The organism is Actinobacillus suis ATCC 33415, assembly GCF_000739435.1.
GTDB classification, from domain to species: Bacteria; Pseudomonadota; Gammaproteobacteria; order Enterobacterales; family Pasteurellaceae; genus Actinobacillus; species Actinobacillus suis.
In genome coordinates, this window is the sequence record NZ_CP009159.1 from 954,077 (window position 1) to 978,503 (window position 24,427).

The window sequence follows — 24,427 nt, forward strand, 5'->3', positions numbered from 1 at the left end:
GAAGTAGGTTTCAGACGGCGTTTATTAACTATGGGTCATTTGAGAAAATGGAACGTAAATTCTGCCTTCTCTAGCTGCAATTTGCTTTTTTCTATTAATTAGTTCAATGAACGAAATTCTTTCTTCTAAGACAGCCATAAGATCAGAACCATCCATAAGAATCATTACTTTATCTGAAGATTGAGATGCTGCTACACCATCTTCTGAAAATCCATCAATGGATAGAAATAATCCTAGAGTATTTTCCAACTTAGATTTTACTTTTTCTTTAAAAATAGCTAAATCTGAATTATTAATTGGAGGTTTAACCCATTTTGCTTCGAAAAGAAACTCTATCCCATCTAAAGTAAATGCCCCATCTATTTGTTGTCCGATAATTTTGAATGCTGCTTTAGGATCTAAATCGTTTAATGTGAAAAGCTTATTCATCAAATTTTCTAACTTAAAGCCTCTTTGCTGGCTATCTTGACTGGTTGCTAGAGAAATAAACTCTTGCTTCAAAGCACATAATTCTTCCTGGTAACTTTTAAATGATTTCTGTTTTTCTTCAGCTGCTTTTTTTCGTTGTTTTCTTAATACTTCCTCTTGTTGTATTTCCTGATAAGGAATCATAAATTGTTTTAAATGATTTACTGCGTTTTTAGCTAAACGTATTTTATTTTCTGAATCCTCAAGATGCGCTAAATGCTCAAAAGTATTAAATTGACAAATATTTTCTGCTAGTTGCAGTAAAATTTGTGTGTGCTGTTTTTGAGCTAATTTATCAACAATAGCTGTAATAATCTCTCGTTTCGTAAGCTCCCAATTAATATGAGAAATCTGAATATTTTCAGGTAAGCTATTTAATAAAAATGATTTAAGATCCTTTTTAAACCAATAAATATGGGTAAGAGCATCTTTTAAAGCGACTAAGGCAGCTGGTGTTAATTGTTTACTCATATATAATTCTTTATCCTATTCTAAGAAACCATTACATCTACGTGATAATATTATTATATCCCATACAACGGCACATTCACCACCCAATCCTGTTCCCTAAAATCTGCCATTGAAAACCGTATCGCCTGCTCGGGCTGGAACTGTTCCACATATACTTTTAAACTTTTTGCTTTTAAATTTTCTTCAGCTTTGACTTCAATCGGGATTATGGCTTGTTTGCGTTGTACGACAAAATCAACTTCTGCTGTGCCTTTTTCGGTTGCCCAATAGAAAACTGGATTTTCTTGGGTGGCAATAAGCTGCTGTAGGACATATTGCTCGGTTAAAGCGCCTTTAAATTCGGTAAAAATACGGCTACCTTCAAGCAGAACGCTGACATCTAAATGGCTTTGAGCGGCAAGCAATCCTACGTCTAATACATAAAGTTTAAATGCGCCGTCTTGATAAGCAGAAAGTGGTAAATGTGTTTTTTTCACACGTGGCACGGAATGCACTAAACCACTGTCTTTCAGCCATTGCAAGGCAATTTCATAATCTTTACTTCTCGCCCCTTTTTGCAGGTGTGAGTAGATGAACTTTTTGTTTTCTTTGGCAAGCTGTTCAGGAATTGAAGCCCAAATTAACCGCACTTTTTGCACTGTCTGCCCATCTTTGATATGTTTAGAAAAATCCTGTTCATACGCCATCAATAAATTGCGTTGCACTTGGCGGACTTCATCAAAGTTTTGCGTTTCTACAAAGACTTTCACGGCTTCAGGCATTCCACCCACAAAATAATATTGGCGCAGCAAATCAATATAGCTCGTTTTCATCGCAGAAATAAGCGACCAATCTTTGAGTTCCAATAGTTGTACTAAATCTTGCTTACCAAGTGCGGTCAAAAACTCATGAAAATCCATCGGGTAAAGCGGTAAAAAATCTACCTTGCCCACAGGAAAAGAAACCTGATGATGTAATGACACACCAAGTAATGATCCTGCCGCCACAATATAAAATTGCGGTGCATTTTCATAAAAATATTTGAGCGAAGATAGTGCCTGCGGTACTTCTTGTACTTCATCAAAAATAATCAGCGTATTTTCAGCTTGAATATCTACACCACTTTCAATTTTTAAACCAAGAATCAAGCGGTTAATATCATAATCTCCCGAAAATAGCGTTTTCATTCGTGGATTATTATCGAAGTTAATGTACGCCACCTTTTCAAAAGATTGCTCACCAAAACGCTTCATCGCCCACGTTTTACCCACTTGTCTTGCCCCTTGAATAATTAAAGGCTTGCGGTTAGGTTTCTGTTTCCATTTTTCTAAGGATTGAATTATTTTTCTTTGCATAATTTGCTCATTTTCTATTCTTTGGAAACTATTTTAAGGATAATTAAACATTTTTTCAAAGGAAAATCTGTAATAAAAATACATTTTTTCCAATGAAAAAATGTTAATAATATACACTTTTTCAAAGGAAAAATTGAAAATATTAAAAATCTAATGCATCAAATAAACAGGAAATCTACGTTTACCACTATCTTTTGAAAGAGTGAATACATGAATATCTCTCCTCTCTTCCTATGGATTCTGGAACAATCCTTCTGCGGTCTCTCTCCCGTAAACGTGAAATGGTTAATCTTTACAGCATTTTTCTCTTTCTATTAAAAACCTCTCACAAAACCCTAAAAAGGTTTTCATGATTGCTGAGGGGTGGCGGTGAGCGGGATAGATGGCGTGAATAGGATAGGTTGGTGCCGGATAGTCGGACATCAGTTCGACTAAGCCGAATTTCTCGGTGAGTTCTTGAGCCATATAGTCTGGTAATTGGCAGATGGCGTGCGCATTTTTGGCTTGGTGGGCGATGGCATACACGTCATTAGAGGTAAAAATCGGTTCAATTTTGACCGCTTGTTCGCCCAGTTGTAATGTTGCACTTTTTTGCCCTGCTCTTGCCCAGCAGGCAAATGGTAGTGCAGTCAAATCTTGCGGTGTTTTCGGCGTGCCGTATCGAGCAAGAAAATCAGGGTGAGCCACCAGCACTGCATTTAAATCCATCATTTTGCGAGCAATAACATTTTCCGTATGCAGATCGCCCATTCGAAACGCGATATCAATGCCATCTTCCACCAAATCCAATACGCGATCGGTCGCCTGACAATGCACTTTCACCTGCGGATATTCTGCCTGAAATTCAGCAATTGCCGCCCAAATCGGCTCACAGGCGGAAACGGTGGAAATACGCAGATAACCGCTCAATTCCTGCTGTTCACCAATAAAATCCTGTGTCGCTTGCGTTAAATTGTCTAAGCTCAAATAAACCTTTTCATACAGTTGCAAACCAAGTGCGGTCGGTTTCACCCCTGTTTTGTAGCGATCAAAGAGTTGGGTGGAAAGCGATTTTTCAAATTCCGCAATACGGCGACTAACCGTCGCAACTGGGATTGCAAGTTGTTCCGCTGCTTTAGAAAAGCTCTCCGCTTGATAAACTGCCACAAACAGTCTTAGATTATTTAAATCCATTTTATCTTCTCATTTTTGAAAATCTTATTCTTATTTTAGATGCTTCTCAACCAATTTTGCAAGATTATAATAGCTACCATTCATTCGCAAAAAAGGACAAAAAAATGACCGCTTGTAACCGTATTACTGACATTTTAGGTATCAAATTTCCACTTGTGCAAGGCCCGATGGCGTGGATGACAGACGCAAAATTTGTTGCTGCTGTAAGCAATGCCGGAGGTTTGGGGATTTTAGGCCCGAATGCCGGCTTGCAGAAAGCGCCGAAAACCACCGAAGATTTGCTCCACACTTTCCGTGAAGAAATCCGTAAAACCAAAGCATTAACTGATAAGCCATTCGGTGCACCGGTGATTTTATCCTACGATTTCAGTACGATTGATTTGTTAGTGGATTTATTAATTGAAGAACAAGTGCCGGTGGCATTAATCAACGGTATTGATGGCTATGATTACAAGCCGATGATGAAAAAATTTAAAGCAGCAGGCACAAAAACCATTTTCCGTCCGCATACGCCTACAGTAGAAAATGCACGCTATGCGGAAGAAATCGGGGCGGATATTTTCGTCGCAACTGGTTTTGATGAAGGTGGCACTGTACCGAACCAAGTGATCGGAACATTCTCTATCGTGCCTCAAATGGTCGATGCAGTAAGTATTCCGGTGATGGCAGCTGGCGGTATTGCTGATGTGCGAGGCGTACGAGCAAGTTTTGCACTCGGTGCGGAAGGCGTATTTGTCGGTTCCGTATTGTTAGCAACCGAAGAAAATCGTATGCATGAAAGCGTTAAGCAACTCGTTGTCGATAGCACCGCTCAAGATTTATTGTTATTCCGTACCCAACCGGCATATTACCGTTCGCTACCAACTCAATTAGCACATAAATTGGTAGAAATGGATGAAAACGGTGCAACACGAGATGAACTCGCCGAAACGCAAACCGGTGGTTACGGAATGCGCCAAGGTATGTTACTTGGCGATTTTGAGAAAGGCTATATTTCGGTAGGTAACGGTATTACTTATATTAAATCGATCCGCTCTGTCAAAGATATAGTGGAAGATTTAATGCAGGATTTTGTATAACAACATCTTACAATCAATAAAAACCTTGAGCTTTTTTGTTGATAGTCTCATATTAAAATAGCCTAGAATAAATATAATTTAAGTTTTTTCTTGACAAAAAATCACCAATATTGTAGCATAACATTCAATTCAGTTTGGTAGTTATGCTACATTTCAATTTAGTGAATCCTCACTATCTTATATTATCCTTTTCTAATAGGATAATTTTCAAAATCCCCTATCTTGTAGGGTATCAATAAATCAATTTCTTTTTATATGGTACTTTTTTGTTATTTTAAACTTCAGAAATAGAGAAAAGTGCGGTCTTATTTTAGCTAAAAATGGAGCATAAGATGAGTTTCATTCAAGAACTTCGTGCATCAAGCACACTAAAAGCCCCGATTTTTGTGCCGACGGTGTTTTTTGTCGCTTTAGTGGCGCTTTTTTGTTCGGCTTTTCCTGAGCAGGCACAAACCACTTTAAATGCAGCAAAGCAGGCAGTATTTACCAACTTTAGTTGGTTCTACATTCTGGCAGGTTCTATTTTCTTCCTGTTTTTGATGTTTTTGTGTGTCAGTTCACTAGGTAGTATTCGTCTTGGTGCAGACACTGATGAACCGGAATATTCCTTTATGTCTTGGATGGCGATGCTCTTTGCTGCTGGTATGGGGATCGGTTTAATGTACTTCGGTGTTGCGGAACCTTTCTCGCATTACTTAAAACCTGTACAAGAGGGGTTAAGTGAATCTGAACGTATGAAAGAAGCGATGATGACCACGTTCTATCACTGGGGAATTCACGCTTGGGCAATTTATGCAGTCATTGCATTAGCATTAGCTTATTTCGGTTTTCGTTATAAATTGCCTCTTACCGTACGTTCAGGTTTTTATCCATTACTGAAAAATCGCATTGCCGGTTTTTGGGGAAATTTAATTGATGTCGTAGCATTATGTAGCACGATCTTTGGTTTAACCACCACCTTAGGCTATGGTGCTATGCAGGTGAATGCCGGTTTTAAATTCCTTGGTGTGTTAGATAGCAGCAGTTTTGGCGTATTAGCCATTACCGTCATTATTGCAATGGCTCTTGCTGTAACCTCTGCGATTTCCGGTGTGGGCAAAGGCGTGAAAATTCTAAGTGAAACCAACTTAGTGATTGCCAGTTTATTGCTGATCTTCGTCATTGTTGCAGGCCCTACCTTATTACTCTTTTCAGGACTTACCGAAAACCTAGGTTATTACTTTAGTTCACTTTTAGAACTTAGTTTCCGCACTTTTGCTTATGAATCTGAAAAACAGGATTGGTTAAGTAATTGGACTGTTGTGTATTGGGCATGGTGGGCATCTTGGGCACCTTTTGTTGGGACGTTTATAGCTAAAATTTCTAAAGGACGTACCATCCGTGAATTTATTTTAGGTGTACTTTTTGTGCCTTCTCTGTTCAATATTTTATGGATGACCAGTTTTGGAAGTGCTGCAATTTGGGTTGATCAACAAACAGGCGGCGCATTAACGGCTATCAGTGACAGTACGGAAGCCTTATTATTCGGTTTCTTTGATCAATTACCCTTTGGCATGATTGCATCAACAGCTGCGGTTATTGTCATTTCAATTTTCTTTGTAACTTCTGCCGACTCAGGCATTTTTGTTCTAAATAATATCGCCTCACAAGGCGCTGAAGACTCGCCAAAATGGCAAAGTGTATTCTGGGGTGTATTACTCGCTGTGCTTGGTTTATCGCTGTTATATTCTGGTGGTTTAGGCTCGTTACAAACGATGACCTTAATTATCGCCTTACCGTTTATGGCAATTATGATTGTGCTATGTTTCGGTTTATGGAAAGGTTTAATGGTAGATAGCCAATACTCTAGCAAAAAATTCACCCAAGGCAGCGGTAACTGGACGGGCGAAAATTGGAAAGAACGTTTAGAAAAAATCGTTAACCCAACCAATCGCAAAGATATTCGTCAGTTCCTATTAAAAACCGCACGCCCTGCGTTTAAAGAATTAGTTGAAGAATTTGAAGGACACGGTTTAACCGCACAAATGCGTTTTATTGACGGTAAAAATCCGAAAATTGAATTTGAAGTGGTAAAAGAAAACCTCCGTAACTTCTTATACGGTATTGAGTGTCAATCTCGTGAATTATCGGATTTAGTGGTGGAAGACAGCAACGTGCCGAATATGGATGAAAGTAAGATTTACGAACCGATTACTTACTTCTTTGACGGTCGTAACGGTTATGATGTGCAATATATGACCAAAGATGAGTTGATTGCAGACGTATTAAAACAATACGAACGCTTTATGAACTTGGCCATGGACGAAAGCCACGCCTTGATGACGGCTGATGTGGAAAATATGACTGAAACTGCATTAAATGAGGAAGAGAAGACAGAATAATTATTTGTAAGGCGGGTATCGTACCCGCCTCTAGATTCCAATTTATAACAAAAATTTAGGAGCTATTTTGCAAACAACCAAATTTTATTCGCTCTTTTCCGGTATCTTTTTCCTCTTTTTCGGCTATGGGTTATTCTTAAACTCCGCTGGTGTAAAACTTGCTGAAATGGGCGTTAGCGATGTCGTGATCGGTTTACTTAACGCAGCGTTTTTTGTAGGTGCAGCACTTAGCGCTATTCTTGCCCACCGTATTGTATCCAGTGTGGGACACATCCGTTCGTTTAGTGTATTTGGTGCAATCTTTGCTATTGCTGCACTTAGCCATATGATGATTGATAACCTATGGGTGTGGGGCGTACTGCGAATTATTTTAGGCTTCTGTCATTACAGCTTATTGTTATTAGTAGAAAGCTGGTTAAGCGAGAAAACCAATGTGGATACCCGAGGCAAAGCATTGGCAACCTATAATATTATTTTCTATCTTGCCTTTATTTTAGGGGTGAGCTTACTCAGTCTGGAATTAACCAGTAACAATATTTTTACGCTCGCTACGATTTTAGTAGTGATGTCGATGATTCCGATTGCCTTAACGAAAATGACCCAACCGGAGATTCCCGCTCGAGAACGAATCAGCGTACCGCGTTTATTAGCCATTTCGCCCCTTGCGTTAGCGACAAGTTTTATTAGCGGGATGTTGGTAAACGGCTTTTTCACTATGGTTTCAGTGTTTCTCTTAAAGCTAGATTTTTCATTAGGCGAAATATCGCTATATCTGATGGCATCGATGATTGGGGGCTTTATCAGCCAGTTGCCGGTAGCAGGTTTATCGGATCGCATTGGCAGACGTAATACAATTTTAATTTGTGCGGTAATTGCTAGCTTAACTGCCGGTTCAGGAATATTTGCAATTTTTCAAACAAATTCGACCGCTTGGTTACAATATATCATCGCATTCATTTTTGGCTGTAGTCTGTTCAGTCTTTATGCACTAAGCATTGCCCGTGCCAATGATGAATTACCAAGCAATATGAATACGGTAGAAGTCAGTCGTGGTTTGCTCTTTTGCTATGGTATGGGTGCGTTAATTGCCCCGCTGTTTCTCGGCTTCGCAATGGGCTTATCATCCCAATATGGTTTTTACGCATTCTTTGGCATCTTCTCGGTGATTCTCCTGCTCTGCGCACTTAAAACCAAACCGATTCCAAAAGCAGAGCGTGTAGATATGCAATTAACCACACCTATTGCGACAGCAAGTGCGGTTGAAGATATGTTAGAAAGCAATGAAGACCTTGTGCCATTTAATGAAGAGGCGGTGCAAGAATATCAAGCGGCCTTTAGTGATGAAGAACAAACGAATGCCGATCATGAAAATCAAGAAACGACTGTGCAAACAGTGGTAGAAGATGAGCAGAAAAGTGTTCCATAACACTTGTATACGACTTTAAACACAAGCGGTTAAACCTTGCTCAAAATTTGCAAAAAACTTTCAAAATATGACCGCTTGTGTGTAAGGCGGGAATAATCGCTTGCCTTAACATAAAAATTACCTATAATAGGAAGCCTTGCATATCGCTAGAAAAGATATGTAATCCGATGGGGCGTTATTGGTTCCTCGCAACGGTGTTCAGCTTACTTAGTCAGGTTCGGAAGAAAGCAGCTTGGGTTGAAATTTCTGTGTGCCGAGGGTTGCTGGTAATGCCCCACCCTTTTCTATCCTCCCCAAAATCATTCTTATTTCTCTATTACATTTTCACTCTATGCCAAATAACAAGCGGTTAAATTCCACTTAAAATTTACCTTGTGCAAATTTATTGTAAAATTTAACCGCTTGTTACAACTTTTTGTAATATTAACTTAGCGCTACTCTTTTTCCGGTTTTGGTAATTTGTATAGCTGATTCTTATATAAATAGCTGCCGAGCAACGCATACGCTAACGCTTCTTTTTTCATGGCTTCCGGCTGTTCTTGTGCTTTCAAACTGTGATCCGCTTTATTATAAACAAAACCTTGAATCGGTGTATTTGGGCGCATTACCACCACAGAACCATCATCTTTCATCATCGCTTGTGTTGCATCATATTGCATAAAGGCACGATTCGGATTTACATCTTTAGTTAAATCATAACCGAGCATAGGATATGCTCCACTTATACCTGCAAGTGAAAGTAAAGTTGCCGGCATATCAATTTGGCTAACTAAACGGCTATCACGTTTTGCTTCAATGCCCTCACCGATAAACAATGCCGGAATATGGAAATGTTGAATCGGCACTAAATGTTCGCCTACCGCTCGAGAATCGTGATCAGCAATCACCAAGAAAATCGTATCCTGCCAATACGCTGATTTTTTGGCTAACTCAAAGAAATGCCCAATCGCAAAATCAGCATATTTTGCCGCATTATTTCGAGTTTGTTTCGGCTGTTCATATAATTCGATTTTACCGTCCGGAAATTCAAACGGATCATGATTACTTGAACTAAATACTAAACTGAAAAACGGTTTGCCTTCTTTGTGTAACTGAGTGAACGTTTCATTTGCTTTATCAAACAGATCTTCGTCACTCATGCCCCAAGTGGCTTTAAACTTCGGATTTTTATAATCTTTTTCATCAATAATACGGGTAAAGCCATTGCCATAGAAAAAGCTCGCCATATTGTCGAAATGTTTTTCGCCGCCGTAGATAAAGCTAGTATCATAACCTTGACGGCGTAACAGCTCGGCAATGCTAAAGAAATTATGCTGACTCTTGGTCAATTTCACCACCGCACGTGCCGGTGTCGGAGTAAAGCCGGTAGTAACCGCTTCAATACCTCGCACAGAACGAGTTCCTGTGGCATATAAATTCTCAAATAACCAGCCTTCTTTTGCCAAGCGGTCAAAATTTGGGGTAAGCGGTTTACCGCCAAGCGTTCCGACAAACTGAGCGCCTAAACTTTCTTCTAAGACAATTACGATATTTTTTGGCTTGCCTTGATAGGTTGCTTGGTTATAGGTCAATGTCGGGATTTCAGTTGAAATATAGTCAGACTCTGCTCTGCCTCGCGCTTGTTTAACTAAAGCAAACATTTCCTCCACCGACATTTTGCCATACTGTTCCGCAGATTTATCCTCATCTTTTAATTGTTGTACCGCATACAGTACCGAATAACCGGAGCTCAATACCAGTGAATTAACTAACGGATCGCTTGAAAATGCGACCATTGCCGGATTTATACCTCGGTGAGCAACCGAAGAACGTCCGCCTACAACCACTAAAGCCGCAACCAGTAAGCCGATTAACGGGCGGAATTTCCAATTCGGAAAACGAAGATTGTTAGTCGCCCAACCAGACAATTTCCAATACACCACTAACGAAATCGCCGCCAATAATGAGCTAATAATTACCGAAGCCAAATGCCCGTTAATCAGCATACTAAACACTTCTTTCGGGTGTACTAAGTATTCGATAAACAGTCGGTTTGGACGTAAATCAAAAGTTTCAATAAAGTTTGGCGTCGCCGCTTCCATAAACAGAATAAAAACCGAACCGGCGGTGAGCCAAATACGCAAAATAACACGCCATATTGCGCCTAATTTATTGTGATTTAAGAAAAGTGCAGTAAATAATGCGGGAACGCCGAATAGCCAACAAAGAGCGGAAATATCAATGCGAATGCCTTGTAAGAAAAGCGGTAACCAGCCATCAACGGCGGTAACTCGTTCAGATTGCCATAGGCTAAGCCCTAGGCGAGATAAAGACAGTATGAGTAGATTGATCCCAACAAAAAACAGTATTGGGAACAACACAGAACGGCGTTGTTCCATAATTTCTCCTTTTAAATTTAAAATAAAGCACATACCGATAATCGGCTGCGCGCATAATATCGAATGATTATTAAGATTTTATTAAGACTTGGTCGCCTAAGCGAATTACACCGCTATTTTGAGGTACTAAATGAATACCAAAAACCGGCTTACCTTTTTCATTGGTATGCATTTGTTTAAGTGTTCGGAAAGGCTCAACATTCGGGTCAAGTTCAAGTGTGGTTAAATCACGGGTAATCATTACACAGCGTGTGCATAATGCAGACTTGGTGAATAAGACCTCGCCGATTTGTACTTGTTCCCATTGCTCCTCTTCAAACGCCTGATTTCCGTCCACCACAATATTCGGACGAAAACGATCCATTGAAATCTCAATCGGTGACCACTGTTTAACTTGCTCAAATGATTTTTCCGACATGAGTGAAACCGGATTGCTATCGGCAAAACTTAACGGATGTTGAGAAAAGTTCGCTACTTCACGATGGCTCTTGCCTCCTAACCACCGTAGTTGTACTTCTCGCCCGAAAATTTCGCTTAGCCATTGATTTACTTCTGTTTTTGCCACTAAAGAGTCAAAATGAGTCCCCCAAACTTCGCTCGTCTGAACGTACTGAAAATCTTGGTAAAGCACCACGCATTTTTGACCGCTTGTATGGCAAATGACGATCCCCATCGCAATCGGAAACACAGCTAAATTGTATAATTCCGCATCTTTACGAGCAGTCATAAACTTGCCGTCTATTTCGGTAATCATAAATTCCCGATCAAAGTTCAGTCCTTTAAGCTCAACAAAGGCTTGTTCGACACGATAAGCTGCCGTTGATTTAATCGGGTAAAGATTAAGTTGTGTCACTTTCATTGGTAAAAATTCCTGTAAATTTAACCGCTTGCTAAAATACGTTCGCACCATACCCAAAAGCGGTGAAAAAGTAAAAGGAATTTGCAAATAAAGAAGGGAGACGATAAACTTACACCATTTATCGCCCTAAATTAGGTAATTGAAATGGCTAAAAAACCCACCCAAGATTTTGAATCAACCTTAAAAGAATTAGAAGCAATTGTCAGCCACTTAGAAACGGGCGAGTTGCCTTTAGAAGAAGCACTCAATGAATTTGAAACTGCGGTAAAACTTGTACAGCAAGGACAAGAACGCTTACAAAAAGCGGAACAACGCATTCAAATCTTACTCAATAAAAACGAACAAGCCGAACTTTCTGATTACGAATAAAAATAACAATGAGCTACTCTCTCTCAACTGATCTTACCGCTATTCAGCAACGTATTAATGATTTCTTAAGTGTAAAATTACACACTCATCAGGCTTATGATTCACCACTTGTTGATGCAATGTCTTACGCCGTATTGCTGGGTGGAAAGCGTGTTCGTCCCTTCCTGATTTATGCTACCGGCAGAATGCTCGGCGTATCGCTTGAACAGCTTGATCACAGTGCCGCTGCAATGGAAGCGATCCACGCTTATTCATTAGTACATGATGATTTACCGGCAATGGATGACGATAAACTTCGCCGAGGTAAACCGACTTGTCATATCGCTTTTGATGAAGCAACCGCAATTCTTGCCGGCGATGCGTTACAAAGTTTTGCCTTTGAACTGATCGCCCAAGACGAGTCATTAACCGATTCGCAAAAAGTTTGGCAAATTCAAGCGCTTGCTCAAGCTGCTGGTGCGAGAGGAATGTGTTTAGGGCAAAGTTTAGATTTACTTGCTGAAGATAAAGCAGTGAATTTAGCAGAGCTAGAATTAATTCATCGTAATAAAACCGGTGCATTGATCGTTGCTTCCGTATTGATGGGCTTTAATTTATCCGCTCATTCGCAAAATTTAGCGGTAAAACAACCGCTTGAACGCTATGCGCAAGCAATCGGATTGGCGTTCCAAGTGCAAGACGATATTTTAGATGTGATTGGCGAAACCGATAAAATCGGTAAAACCGTAGGCTCGGATGAAAACTTGCATAAAAGTACTTATCCAAAACTACTTGGTTTAGAAGGCGCACAAAAGAAAGCACAGGACTTATATCAAACTGCATTAAATGCGCTTGAGGAATTACCGTTCGATACCTCAGCCCTCAAAGAATTAGCGCATTTTATTGTTAAACGTGAAAGTTAATTTGCAAAAAACGGTGCGGTTTCAACCGCTTGTTTCAGATAAAAGGCGAGGTACTTCCCGCCTTTTTTATTAATACTCACTTTTGGAAAGCGAAATAAACCGCCCCTAAGATGCAGATAAAACTTAATAAATAATTTAATTTAAACCCTTCATTTAAGTACACTACCGCAAAAACTGAAAATACCACTAACGCAATCACTTCTTGTATAATCTTTAACTGGAACGGTTTAATTTGCCATTGTGCGCCTAAATTATTCGCTGGCACAGCAAGGCAATATTCAAAAAAGGCAATTCCCCAGCTAATCAATACAATTTGCCATAACGGTAATGGCGTCGCTGACGGTTTAATATGCCAATACCAAGCAAATGTCATTAAGGTATTAGAAAGCGTTAAAAGAGAAATTACAATTAACCAACTCATTATTTTTCCTTCTCAACTTGCAAAATTTTAGCGATTTTTAACCGCTTGTAAGATCAAAAAAGCACACTCGAGAGTGTGCTTTTTTTCGTATCAATTCAGATTATTTCTGGCGCATTGCAGGGAATAAGATCACATCACGAATTGACGGTGCGTTTGCAAAAATCATTGCTAAACGGTCGATACCTAAACCTTCACCAGCTGTCGGCGGTAAGCCGTGCTCTAATGCTACCACGAAGTCTTCATCTTTAAACATTGCTTCGTCATCGCCCGCATCTTTCGCTGCAACCTGAGCATCAAAGCGTTCTGCTTGGTCTTCCGCATCATTCAGTTCTGAGAAACCGTTACCGATTTCACGACCACCGATAAATAACTCAAAGCGATCTGTTACTTCTGGATTTTCATCATTACGGCGTGCAAGCGGTGAAATTTCCGCTGGGTGTGCCATTAAGAAAGTCGGTTGAATTAATTGGTGTTCCGCAACTTCTTCGAAAATGGCATTTACTACTGAGCCTAAGCCCCAAGATTTTTGGATTTCAATACCTAAACCTTTAGCAATTTCTACTGATTTTTCGAAGCTATCTAAATCCTCACGTGTAATGCCGTTACCGTATTTTACGATCGCATCGTGCATGGTGATACGCTCGAATGGTTTACCGAAATCGAACACGTATTCACCGTAAGGAACGGTTGTCGTGCCAAGAATATCAATCGCTAATTTACGTAATAATTCTTCGGTGTTATCCATTAAATCGTGGTAATCCGCATACGCTTGATAGTATTCGATCATGGTGAATTCAGGGTTATGACGCACTGAAACACCTTCGTTACGGAAGTTACGGTTTAATTCGAATACACGCTCAAAACCACCAACTACTAAACGTTTTAAGTAAAGCTCAGGCGCAATACGTAAATACATATCTACGTCTAACGCATTGTGGTGAGTGATAAACGGTTTTGCTGCCGCACCGCCCGGAATCACTTGTAACATTGGTGTTTCAACTTCAATAAAGTCTTTCTCTAAGAAGAATTGACGAATGCCTGAAACCACTTTTGAACGAATCATAAACGTACGGCGAGATTCTTCATTAGAAATTAAGTCTAAATAACGTTGACGATAACGTGTTTCTTGGTCGGTTAAACCTTGTACTTTGTTTGGTAACGGACGAAGTGATTTAGTTAATAACTCTACTTCTGAACAACGAACGGTTAATTCACCTGTTTTCGTTTTGAAAAGCGTACCGGCAACACCAACGATATCGCCTAAATCCCACATACTGACTTTATCCGCATACACGCCTTCAGCAAGGTTATCACGTGCAACATAAAGCTGGATTTGACCGCTTACATCTTGAATGGTAAAGAAAGACGCTTTACCCATTACACGTTTAAGCATAATACGGCCGGCAACTTTCACTTGAATATCTTGTTCTTTTAACGCTTCACCCTCTACTTCATCGTATTGTGCGTGTAATTTTTCTGCATAAGCATCACGACGGAAAGTATTCGGGAACGGATTACCTTGTTCACGTAATTTTGCTAATTTCTCACGGCGAGCTAACATTTCACCATTAAGATCTAATTCTTGGTTTTCAACTTCAGACATTTTTTAACCTTTTGCTTGATAAATTCGAAAAATGAAAGCAATTATAAGCGATTTTACAGATTTTTGGTAGGAAACAAGCGGTCGGATTTTAGGAAAAATTTGCAAAACTTTCACAAAATCCGACCGCTTGTCGATTACATGACAACAACATCAAATTGATCTTGATGATAGTAAGGTTCTAATTTGATTTCGACTTTCTTGCCGATAAAGGCTTCTAACTCAGCAATCGAAGCGTGCGTTTCTTCATTAATTAAATATTCCGCCACTTCTTTTGATGCATAAACGCGCACTTTCTCGGTTTTAAACAAGTGATGAACACGCACAATCTCACGCAGAATTTCATAACAAACGGTTTCAACCGTTTTAATCGTGCCGCGCCCTTTACACGCTGGACAATCACAGCAAAGCACTCGCTCTAAACTTTCACGAGTACGTTTACGGGTCATTTCGACCAAGCCCAGTTGGGTAAAGCCGTTCACATTGGTTTTAACTCGGTCGCCTTTTAACGCTTCTTGTAATGACTGCAACACACGCTCACGATGCTCTTCTTCTTGCATATCAATAAAATCAATAATGATAATGCCACCTAAATTACGCAACTGTAACTGATGTGCAATCGCTTGGGTCGCTTCAATATTGGTATTAAAAATCGTATGCGCTAAATTACGATGACCGACAAACGCACCGGTATTAATATCAATCGTAGTCATCGCTTCGGTTTGTTCAATAATTAAATAACCGCCTGATTTTAAATCCACTCGTTTATCCAACGCTTTTTGAATCGCTTCTTCCACACCGTAAGCGTCAAATAACGTTTGGCTACCGCTATATAAACTCACGTTTTCGGTCAGTTCCGGCATAAACTCCGCTAAAAACTCTTTAACTTGTTCATAAGTCATTTTCGAGTCAATGCGAATCGAACTGATATGTGTACCAACAAAATCACGCAAGACTCGTTGTGCTAGAGCCAACTCACCATATAACATTGATTTAACAGGATATTTTGCTTTTCGCTCTAAAATTTTACGCCATAAACGTTTCAAGAAAATCGTATCTTGTTGCAAACTTTCTTCCGAAACTTCTTCCGCCGCTGTGCGTACAATAAAGCCGCCAAGTTCATCGCAATAAGGCTCAACCAACGCTTTTAAGCGATTACGTTCTTCCTCGCTTTCGATACGTTGCGAAACGCCCACGTGGCTATTTTCCGGCATAAATACCAAATAGCGAGAAGGCAAAGTAATATCGGTGGTTAAACGCGCCCCTTTGGTACTAATCGGGTCTTTCACCACTTGTACGATAATATCCTGCCCTTCACGCACTAGCTCTGCAATATCTTTTACGACAAACTGTTTCTTCTCGTTTTCATCGACACATTCAGTATGCGAAACAATATCGGAAGCATGTAAAAATGCCGCTTTTTCCAAGCCGATATCCACAAATGCCGACTGCATCCCCGGCAACACTCGTGTCACACGCCCTTTATAAATATTACCGACAATCCCTCGTTTCGCTTCACGCTCAATATGAAGCTCTTTTAGCAATCCGTTCTCAACTAACGCCACCCGAGTCTCACTCGGCGTCACGTTTACTAATAATTCTGCACCGCTCATTGTTGTTTTTCTCTAAGTCGTTAAATCATATTCACTAAAGTTTAACATTGACGAAGTAAGAAAACAAAAACCAAGATCAAATAAGTGGTGGATTTTGACATTCACTTCAATTGAATGCTTTCACTTACATTACATATTCAATCTAACTAATAGCTAGGTAGCTCGTGGGGGAGAAATTTCACAAAAAATTTACTTATCTGTGGGGATTTTTGCTAAAATGTTGCGGTTTTTTTACGACAAGTCAAAGGTATTACAATGTCAGAACAAACTTTTATTACCGGTAAAGATGCTGCGCTTGAGGACAGTATTTCTACCTTTCAACATAAATTAAAAACTTTAGGGTTTAACATTGAAGAAGCGTCTTGGTTAAATCCTGTACCGAATGTGTGGTCGGTGCATATTCGTGATGCGGATTGTCCGCAGTGTTTCTCAAATGGTAAAGGCGCAAGCAAAAAAGCAGCGCTTGCTTCGGCATTAGGTGAATATTTCGAGCGTTTATCAACCAACTATTTCTGGGCAGATTTTTATTTAGGTCAAGAAATTGCGAATAGTGAATTTGTGCATTATCCGACTGAGAAATGGTTCCCAATCGAAGATGATGAGCAATTACCGGAAGGTATTTTGGATGATTTCTTATTTGATTACTTCGATCCGAATGGCGAGTTAACCCCGAATTTATTAATTGATTTGCAATCAGGTAACTACGATCGTGGTATCGTTGCGTTGCCTTATACTCGTCAATCGGATAACCAAACCGTGTATATTCCGCAAAGCATTATCGGCAACTTATTTGTTTCAAACGGTATGTCGGCTGGTAATACGAAAAACGAAGCGCGTGTACAAGGTTTGTCGGAAGTGTTCGAGCGTTTTGTCAAAAACCGTATTATCACAGAAGCAATCAGCTTACCAGAAATTCCGCAAAGCGTGATTGACGGCTATCCGACAATCAAAGCATCTATCGAAAAACTTGAGCAAGAAGGTTTCCCGATTTTATGCTATGACGCATCATTAGGCGGTGAATTCCCTGTTATTTGTGTGATCTTGTTAAATCCGAATAATGGAACTTGTTTCGCTTCATTCGGTGCGCACCCGAATTTCCAAGTGGCGTTTGAACGTACGGTAACCGAGTTATTACAAGGTCGGAGCTTAAAAGATTTAGATGTGTTTGCTCCGCCTTCATTTAATAATGAAGATGTGGCGGATCACGCTAACCTTGAAACGCACTTTATTGATTCAAGCGGTCTGATTTCGTGGGATCTTTTCAAGAAAGATGCCGATTATGAATTCGTTCACTGGGATTTCTCAGGTACAACCGAGCAAGAATTTACCAATATGATGGCAATCTTTAATAAGCACGAGCAACCTGTTTATATTATGGATTATGAACATTTAGGTGTGTACGCTTGCCGTATTCTTGCGCCAGGTATGTCGAACATCTATCCAAGTGACGATTTAGTTTATGCGAATAACAATATGGGCATGGATTGGCGTGAAATCTTGTTAGATCTGCCACATTTCCATCACGATCGTGAAACTTATCAAGAACTTCTTGATGAATTAGATGAACAAGGTATTGATGATTTAACTCGTGTACGTGAGTTTATCGGTTTAGTAGCAGAAAAAGGTTCTGCAATGCAAACCTTACGTATCGGTGAGCTTAAATCTATGCTGCATTTAGCTTTAGGTAACTTAGAGCAAGCGTTAGACTGGGCAAACTGGACTGCGAATATGAATGCGAGCGTATTCTCAGCGGAGCGTAACAATTATTACCGCTGCCTAATTCAATCGATTGAGTTGTTCTTAGATGAAGAACGTGATGCAGAACAATATCGTATGGTATTTGAGAAAATGTACGGTAAACAAGCGGTTGAATCTGCTTGGGGCGCAATCCAAGGCGGTAACCCGTTCCACGGCTTAACCGCATCGGATGAATCGCTTGAAAATATGACCGCACATCAGAAATTACTTGATGCTTACCGTAAATTACAGGTGGCGAAAGTAAATCCGATTGCTCGTTAAGCTTTTCAAATGGTGGGCGAAAGCCCACCTTATTATCTACTATATCTTCCTGAAATCTCTCGCACACTTTCCACTACTTCATATTTCAAATCATTAAAATCTTGCTGAAGATAGTTGAAATTTTTACGTGCATAAGCAATTTTCATCTGCTCTGATTGATCCAACAAACTTTCATCTACACCAGCCTGGATGCCTTTACCCGTATTTTTGGTTTCTGCCACAAAATAAATTTTATTCTGTCCTTTAAACACTACCGCCCAATCGGGGTTATAATTACCTAATGGTGTTGGAATTTTAAACTTTTTCGGTAATTTGAAATAAAACTCAACTTGTTCACTATTTTCACAATCTCTTGCAAACGAAGTTTCCGTATTTGAATCTAGGGAAATATATTCTTCGTGAATTGTTTTTTCTTGCTCATTCACTTTAAAAGTGAATTGATTTGGATAAAACTCAAAATCTTCGAATAAAGTCATCTCATAGGTTTTACCCGCAATACGTCGATACTGTACACCTTCCGCCATAATTTCTTGCAAAGCAAAGTTAATTTTCTCTGCAACTAAGTCAATAAAACGCTGTGGATTAGCAAAGATCTCCTGCAAGCGGTCAGATTTTTGCAAAATATTACAAAGCGTTTCACGGGTTAGTCCCGTTTTCTTTTGGAGCATATTCAATACATCAGGAATTGCCCATTCCACTTTTGTTATATCACTTCCTTCACCTCGTAAATCTGTCTGTACCCCTGTTTCATCAAAACGTAATTTAACTTTCGTATGCTGAATTTTAACCGCTTCCACTCTCTGCATTTTGGCAATTTTCGCTATGGCATTTTCAATTAAATCAGCTTGTGCAAACGCCACTCGATAAGTGGTTTTATATTTGATTCGCTCCCATAAGGTTTGAAATTCAGGGTGTTGGCTAAAATCTTTCCGATAACGCACAACCTTACGTTCTGCTTTATTTTTGATTTGGCTTTTTTCAAATGTAACGCCACAATCTTCTTCAATTTCACGTTGTAATTTCGAAGCAAATTCCTCGTAGCTTTCATTGGCTATCACAGTCAAAATATTTTTACTTTTATCTTGCAAACGAACACCATTTTGATCAACTGGTAAACGTAAACCTCGCCCGATCTCTTGACGTTTTTTTAGCTCGCTAGCAGTATCATTTAGAGTACAAATTTGGAATACGTTAGGATTATCCCAGCCCTCTCTCAACGCTGAATGGGAGAAAATAAAACGCAATGGATTATCCAATGATAACAAGCCTTCTTTATTTTTCATTATAAGTTGGTAAGTATCATTATCTGCCTGCGTTGTGCCGCTGGTATCTTTTACTACACCTTTTTTATCTTTCGAAAAATAGCCATCGTGCACACCTTCGGGGGACTCATTTACCAATTCTTGATAAATTTCTTCAAACCACTGGTAGAATTTCCCACCATTGCGATAGTTATCCACCTTATCAATAAAAAACAACGATAAAACCTTCACGCCAAGCGGTCGAAATTTCTTTTCTTTTTGCAAATGCTCTTCAATCGTGCGGCGAATCTGCATTTTCTGCAAATCGTCTTTTAAAGCAGAATTATTTGCGCCTGCGAAAACTTGCATACCACTATTAAATTCAATCATTTGAGCATCAAAATCCATTCCACTCAAAATATAGCCACTGCGATACATCTCATTTTGGTTGGAAAGCTCAAACAAATCTTGATTTGGCTTAATGGTAACGACTTTTTTCTTCATCGCTTTCTTATCATTAAACAAAATTTCCACCTTTGCCGACCAACTTTTTGCCGTTGTTTTAAGTTCTTTTAATGCGACATAAGCTCCATTTACCTCGTTTTCTGCCAGAACGCTATCTACCTCAATTTGTTTCACATAACCCTGTTCATAGGCTTGTACAGGGTTGAAACTAAAAATTGGGTGGTAGGCATTTTTATGCGTCGCTGAATAACGTAAAGTAAATAATGGATTGAGGCTATCAATTGCTTTACGGCGAATTTCAGTTTCCATATTTTGAGGTTCGTCAATAATCACGATTGGGCGAGCCTGTTGAATATAGCTAATCAGAGCAACACCACTTTCATTCATCGTATTGATAATGTTGCTATCTTTCGCAAATGAGTCGATATTAATCACTAAAATTTCGATATTGTGATTTTCTGCAAACTGTTTCAAACGTGAAAGTTGGTTACTTTTATACTCAAATTTTTGGTTTACACTCACATTATCGAATAATGTGGCGAAATGCTGACGTGTAGTTTTTAACGTATGCAATACGCCCTCACGAATCGCCACGCTCGGCACAACGATTACAAATTTTTGCCAACCGTATTCACGATTTAGCTCAAAAATCGTGCGAAGATAAACATAGGTTTTCCCTGTCCCTGTTTCCATTTCTACGGTGAAATTTAAACCGTGATCAGAAAGTGTCGTTTTGTACTTAATGTTTTGAGCGTTTTGCTGATTTGCCAAATTCTCAGTAAGAGGCAAGTCTGCAACCAACTCTGCATTTGGGCAAAATTGAGAATGATGAGCCAGTTGTAAATCATTTGTCTGTTGATTCGGCTGCCCAACAAATAAATTTAATACCGAACGTACCGCTTGTTGTTGATAATCTAACGTTTCAAATTGGAGTTTCATTTTAAATTCTTCTCGATCTACTCCCCTCTTTATAAAAGAGGGGCTGGGGGAGATTTAATAACGATGTCTCATTTCGTATGAGCATAAATCACTTCTGCCAAATCTCCCCTTCCCCTCTTTGCTAAAGAGGGGTTTTAATTTAAATCACAAAAAATGCAATATTCGCATCTTTCATCTGCAATTCGGCATTTTTTTTCAATGCGTCATTGCCAGCAAACAAACGATCTAATGCCACCACTTTTTGCGGTTGTACATTGATAACACTATTAAGCAAATTCTCATCGATATGCTCCAATAAAATGGCATAGTGCTGTGATTTTTCATCTTCAATCCAAAATATGTTGTTTTCATAACGCACATTACAGGTTAGTTTCAGCCCCAAACGTAGCAGAATTTCATATAGCATTACTTGTGGTTCGGTGTTTTCTTTCACATTGTCGATAAACATTTCTAGTTGTTCCGCAAGGTTTTCTGCCGTTGGCGATTGCCACTGTTTGAAATGGCTATCCGTTAATTTGAATACTTTAAAGCCCACATCAAGCGGTCGATTTTCCTCATTTTTTTGCAAAATTTGCGAACCTGCTCTGCGAATACGCTCTTTTGAAATTTCGGCAATAGTTGCAGGAACCCCTAAATTTAAACAAAATTCAACAGCTTCTTTTTGATCTTCATTATCTACATTTAATGATTCAGCTAATTGAACACTTATAAATGTATTCTTTTTACCTTCTGCTAAATTAGTCTCTAATATCGCATGAGCAGTGGAACCACTCCCACTAAAAAAATCCAAGATAATATCCGTCCCCCCTGTAAACCAACGAATAAAATCACTTAACATTGGTAATGGTTTAGGATTATTAAATACTGTTGCATTCATCAACTCTTTTAAATTGTCTGTATGCAAACTGCTCATACCATATTTAGGTAATAAGGTAGGAGGAGTTATTGATGTTCTCTCTTTTCTACATTTCAACTTTCCTGTTGATGAAAAATAGAACTCAATAACCTTTTGACCTTTAGTGTCATAAACTTCATTTCCTGCAAAAAACTCTGTCATTTGTTTCTTCTGTGTCCAACCTGCAGATAATGTAACTTCTTCTAGGGTTCTGCCATTTATTGCCCTAAAGCATCCTTTAACAACAGTAACTTTTTCACTATCTCCAAAAGTTCCTTTTAGTTCTACACCATCTTTTGCTTCAAATTTTACTCCAGCAGGAAATGTAAATTCACTTTCAGGATTAGATTTAGAGATTTTCTTTATTGCTCCAGCATCAATAACACCTGTCCCACCTTTAATATTCTTATGATTATTTATATTCTTAGCATAAAGTAAAACGTATTCATGATATGTCTTGAATAGCCCTTGCTGTTGAGAATGCTGCTTATCCCAAATAAGTTCTGCCACAAAATTCTCCTCCCCAAACACTTCATCGCACAATAATTTAAGCTGTGCCTGTTCGTTATCGTCAATGGAGATAAATATCACTCCGTCATCTTTGAGTAAATTACGAGCGAGGTGGAGGCGAGGCAACATCATATTCAGCCAGTTACTATGGAAATGCCCATTCTCTTTGGCATTTTTGCGGAAGGCTTTTTTGAGAAAGCCATCTTCGCCTATTTCACCAGTTTGAGCCTGATAATCTGTTTGGCTTTGGGCGAAATTGTCGTTATAAACGAAGTCATTTCCCGTGTTATAAGGTGGGTCAATGTAGATCATTTTGATCGAATTGAAATAGGATTTTTGCAACGCTTTCAATACTTCTAGATTTTCTCCCTCAATAAAGATATTTTGCGTTTGCTCGAAATCTACGCTCTCTTCTACACAAGGTGTAAGCGTTTTTTGCGTAGGAATTTGTAATTGCTGATACGCCTGCGATTTGCCCGCCCAGTTGAGATGATAGCGGTCAGGTTCAGTAGAAATGTTGTCAGAGAAAAGCTGTTGGAACTTATCAAAATCAATTTTGCCCTCGCTAAAAATTTCAGGCAAGAGTGCTTTTAATTGAAAAAGTTGTTGATCTTTAAGCGAAAAGTTGGCAAGGCTGTGCTGTTAGGCATTATGATGTCCCTTTGAAAAAATTCAAAGGACTTATTCTACAAATCTTATCATTTTAAACAAAGAGTAAGCGGTTAAATTTTTAGATTTTTTTGCAAATTTTGCTAGAATGTCGGCTTTATTTTAATGACACAAAAATTTCTATGATTGACTTTCGTCCTTTTTATCAACAAATCGCAACAACGAATCTGTCCGCTTGGCTGGAAACTTTGCCTTTACAATTAAAACAGTGGGAAAAAACCACGCATGGTGATTATGCCAAGTGGGCAAAAATTGTCGATTTTATGCCAAATTCGACCGCTTGTATTAATTTGAAAGATAAGGTGGAATCGATTCCAAATGCACCGCTTTCAGTCGGCGAAACCAAACAACTGACTCATCATTTAAAACAGCTGATGCCTTGGCGTAAAGGGCCTTATCATTTGCACGGAATTCATATTGATACCGAATGGCGTTCCGATTTTAAATGGGATCGTGTACTTCCGCACCTTGCCCCGCTGAAAGACCGTACTATTTTAGATGTCGGCTGTGGTAGTGGTTACCATATGTGGCGTATGGTCGGCGAAGGCGCAAAAATGGTGGTGGGTATTGATCCAACTGAATTATTCCTTTGTCAATTTGAAGTGGTGCGTAAATTACTTGGCAATGACCGCCGAGCGCATTTAATTCCGCTTGGTATTGAGCAAATGCAACCGTTAGCTGCTTTTGATACGGTTTTCTCAATGGGCGTGCTTTATCACCGTAAATCGCCGTTAGATCATCTTTCACAACTTAAAGCGCAACTGGTGAAAGGTGGTGAATTGGTATTAGAAACGCTAGTGATTGATGGCGATGTGAATACTTGTCTTGTCCCAGCCGATCGCTATGCAAAGATGAAAAACGTTTATTTTATTCCGTCGGTCGATTGTCTGATTAACTGGTTGGAAAAAGTTGGCTTCAAAAATGTTCGTTGTGTTGATCAAGCCATTACAACATTAGAAGAACAACGTAAAACGGAGTGGCTAGAAAATGAAAGTTTGGTTGATTTCCTCGATCCAAATGATCATAGTAAAACCATTGAAGGCTATCCTGCGCCGAAACGTGCAGTAATTTTAGCCAACACCTAACACATATACCTATCTGCTAAAGCCTCACATTGCTGAGGCTTATTCTTTTGAACTAAATCAAACTCGTTCCAATTTACCCCATTTTTTGTATATCCCCCTATTTTCGTCAGTTTTAAAATTTTAAAAAACG

17 protein-coding genes and 1 other RNA gene are annotated in these 24,427 nt (G+C 39.3%); 8 read left to right on the forward strand and 10 right to left on the reverse strand.

The window, feature by feature from the left end; translation table 11 throughout:
• Positions 1-24: 24 nt before the first annotated feature.
• From ASU1_RS04365 to ASU1_RS04375, 3 genes are all read right to left on the reverse strand, one after another.
• Positions 25-939: a hypothetical protein gene (locus ASU1_RS04365; protein WP_014991645.1), complete on the reverse strand. Its 915-nt coding sequence runs from the start codon at positions 937-939 to the stop codon at positions 25-27.
• A gap of 53 nt (positions 940-992) precedes the next feature.
• A complete protein-coding gene (locus ASU1_RS04370; protein ID WP_014991646.1) occupies positions 993-2,273 on the reverse strand; it encodes an ATP-binding protein in 1,281 nt (426 codons plus the stop codon).
• A 285-nt stretch (positions 2,274-2,558) separates the two neighbouring features.
• Positions 2,559-3,446 (reverse strand): LysR family transcriptional regulator, encoded by an 888-nt coding sequence (locus ASU1_RS04375; RefSeq protein ID WP_014991647.1) that lies wholly within the window; start codon positions 3,444-3,446, stop codon positions 2,559-2,561.
• A 104-nt stretch (positions 3,447-3,550) separates the two neighbouring features.
• Here ASU1_RS04375 and ASU1_RS04380 point away from each other — a divergent pair, with 104 nt between their 5' ends.
• The 4 genes from ASU1_RS04380 (at position 3,551) to ffs (ending at position 8,605) form a co-directional block, all read left to right on the forward strand.
• Positions 3,551-4,525 carry an NAD(P)H-dependent flavin oxidoreductase gene (locus ASU1_RS04380; RefSeq protein WP_014991648.1) on the forward strand — a complete coding sequence of 325 codons (975 nt, stop codon included), beginning with the start codon at positions 3,551-3,553 and terminating at the stop codon, positions 4,523-4,525.
• 332 nt (positions 4,526-4,857) lie between these two features.
• A complete protein-coding gene (locus ASU1_RS04385; protein WP_014991649.1) occupies positions 4,858-6,906 on the forward strand; it encodes a BCCT family transporter in 2,049 nt (682 codons plus the stop codon).
• Between the two features lie 67 nt (positions 6,907-6,973).
• Complete coding sequence (locus ASU1_RS04390) at positions 6,974-8,332, forward strand: MFS transporter (protein WP_014991650.1); 1,359 nt, start codon at positions 6,974-6,976, stop codon at positions 8,330-8,332.
• Between the two features lie 175 nt (positions 8,333-8,507).
• Positions 8,508-8,605: signal recognition particle sRNA small type (gene ffs, locus ASU1_RS11730), an RNA gene on the forward strand.
• Between the two features lie 161 nt (positions 8,606-8,766).
• On the opposite strand, the gene ASU1_RS04395 is transcribed toward ffs, so the two are convergent.
• Positions 8,767-10,743, reverse strand: coding sequence for an LTA synthase family protein (locus tag ASU1_RS04395; protein WP_039195084.1), 1,977 nt, complete (start codon positions 10,741-10,743; stop codon positions 8,767-8,769).
• Between the two features lie 37 nt (positions 10,744-10,780).
• The gene (locus tag ASU1_RS04400; protein WP_014991652.1) at positions 10,781-11,569 is read right to left on the reverse strand and encodes an MOSC domain-containing protein; all 789 of its coding nucleotides are present in this window, start codon (positions 11,567-11,569) and stop codon (positions 10,781-10,783) included.
• A gap of 144 nt (positions 11,570-11,713) precedes the next feature.
• Between ASU1_RS04400 and xseB the strand changes: the two genes are divergently transcribed.
• Entirely contained in the window at positions 11,714-11,938 is a 225-nt protein-coding gene (gene xseB, locus ASU1_RS04405; protein ID WP_014991653.1) for an exodeoxyribonuclease VII small subunit, read from the forward strand.
• An 8-nt stretch (positions 11,939-11,946) separates the two neighbouring features.
• The gene (ispA, locus tag ASU1_RS04410) at positions 11,947-12,840 is read left to right on the forward strand and encodes a (2E,6E)-farnesyl diphosphate synthase (RefSeq protein ID WP_014991654.1); all 894 of its coding nucleotides are present in this window, start codon (positions 11,947-11,949) and stop codon (positions 12,838-12,840) included.
• A gap of 76 nt (positions 12,841-12,916) precedes the next feature.
• Here ispA and ASU1_RS04415 read toward each other — a convergent pair whose 3' ends face one another.
• The 3 genes from ASU1_RS04415 to rng form a co-directional block, all read right to left on the reverse strand.
• Entirely contained in the window at positions 12,917-13,261 is a 345-nt protein-coding gene (locus ASU1_RS04415; protein ID WP_014991655.1) for a DMT family protein, read from the reverse strand.
• Between the two features lie 100 nt (positions 13,262-13,361).
• A complete protein-coding gene (gene lysS, locus ASU1_RS04420; RefSeq protein WP_014991656.1) occupies positions 13,362-14,864 on the reverse strand; it encodes a lysine--tRNA ligase in 1,503 nt (500 codons plus the stop codon).
• Positions 14,865-14,998: 134 nt separating this feature from the next.
• Complete coding sequence (gene rng, locus ASU1_RS04425; RefSeq protein ID WP_014991657.1) at positions 14,999-16,474, reverse strand: ribonuclease G; 1,476 nt, start codon at positions 16,472-16,474, stop codon at positions 14,999-15,001.
• A 255-nt stretch (positions 16,475-16,729) separates the two neighbouring features.
• Here rng and ycaO point away from each other — a divergent pair, with 255 nt between their 5' ends.
• Positions 16,730-18,493: a 30S ribosomal protein S12 methylthiotransferase accessory factor YcaO gene (gene ycaO / locus ASU1_RS04430; RefSeq protein ID WP_014991658.1), complete on the forward strand. Its 1,764-nt coding sequence runs from the start codon at positions 16,730-16,732 to the stop codon at positions 18,491-18,493.
• Between the two features lie 32 nt (positions 18,494-18,525).
• Here the strand turns inward: ycaO and ASU1_RS04435 are convergent, their stop codons facing one another.
• Entirely contained in the window at positions 18,526-21,138 is a 2,613-nt protein-coding gene (locus ASU1_RS04435) for a restriction endonuclease (RefSeq protein ID WP_014991659.1), read from the reverse strand.
• A gap of 139 nt (positions 21,139-21,277) precedes the next feature.
• Positions 21,278-23,125 carry a site-specific DNA-methyltransferase gene (locus ASU1_RS04440; RefSeq protein ID WP_014991660.1) on the reverse strand — a complete coding sequence of 616 codons (1,848 nt, stop codon included), beginning with the start codon at positions 23,123-23,125 and terminating at the stop codon, positions 21,278-21,280.
• Between the two features lie 209 nt (positions 23,126-23,334).
• Between ASU1_RS04440 and cmoB the strand changes: the two genes are divergently transcribed.
• Positions 23,335-24,297 carry a tRNA 5-methoxyuridine(34)/uridine 5-oxyacetic acid(34) synthase CmoB gene (gene cmoB / locus ASU1_RS04445; protein WP_014991661.1) on the forward strand — a complete coding sequence of 321 codons (963 nt, stop codon included), beginning with the start codon at positions 23,335-23,337 and terminating at the stop codon, positions 24,295-24,297.
• Positions 24,298-24,427: the final 130 nt, after the last annotated feature.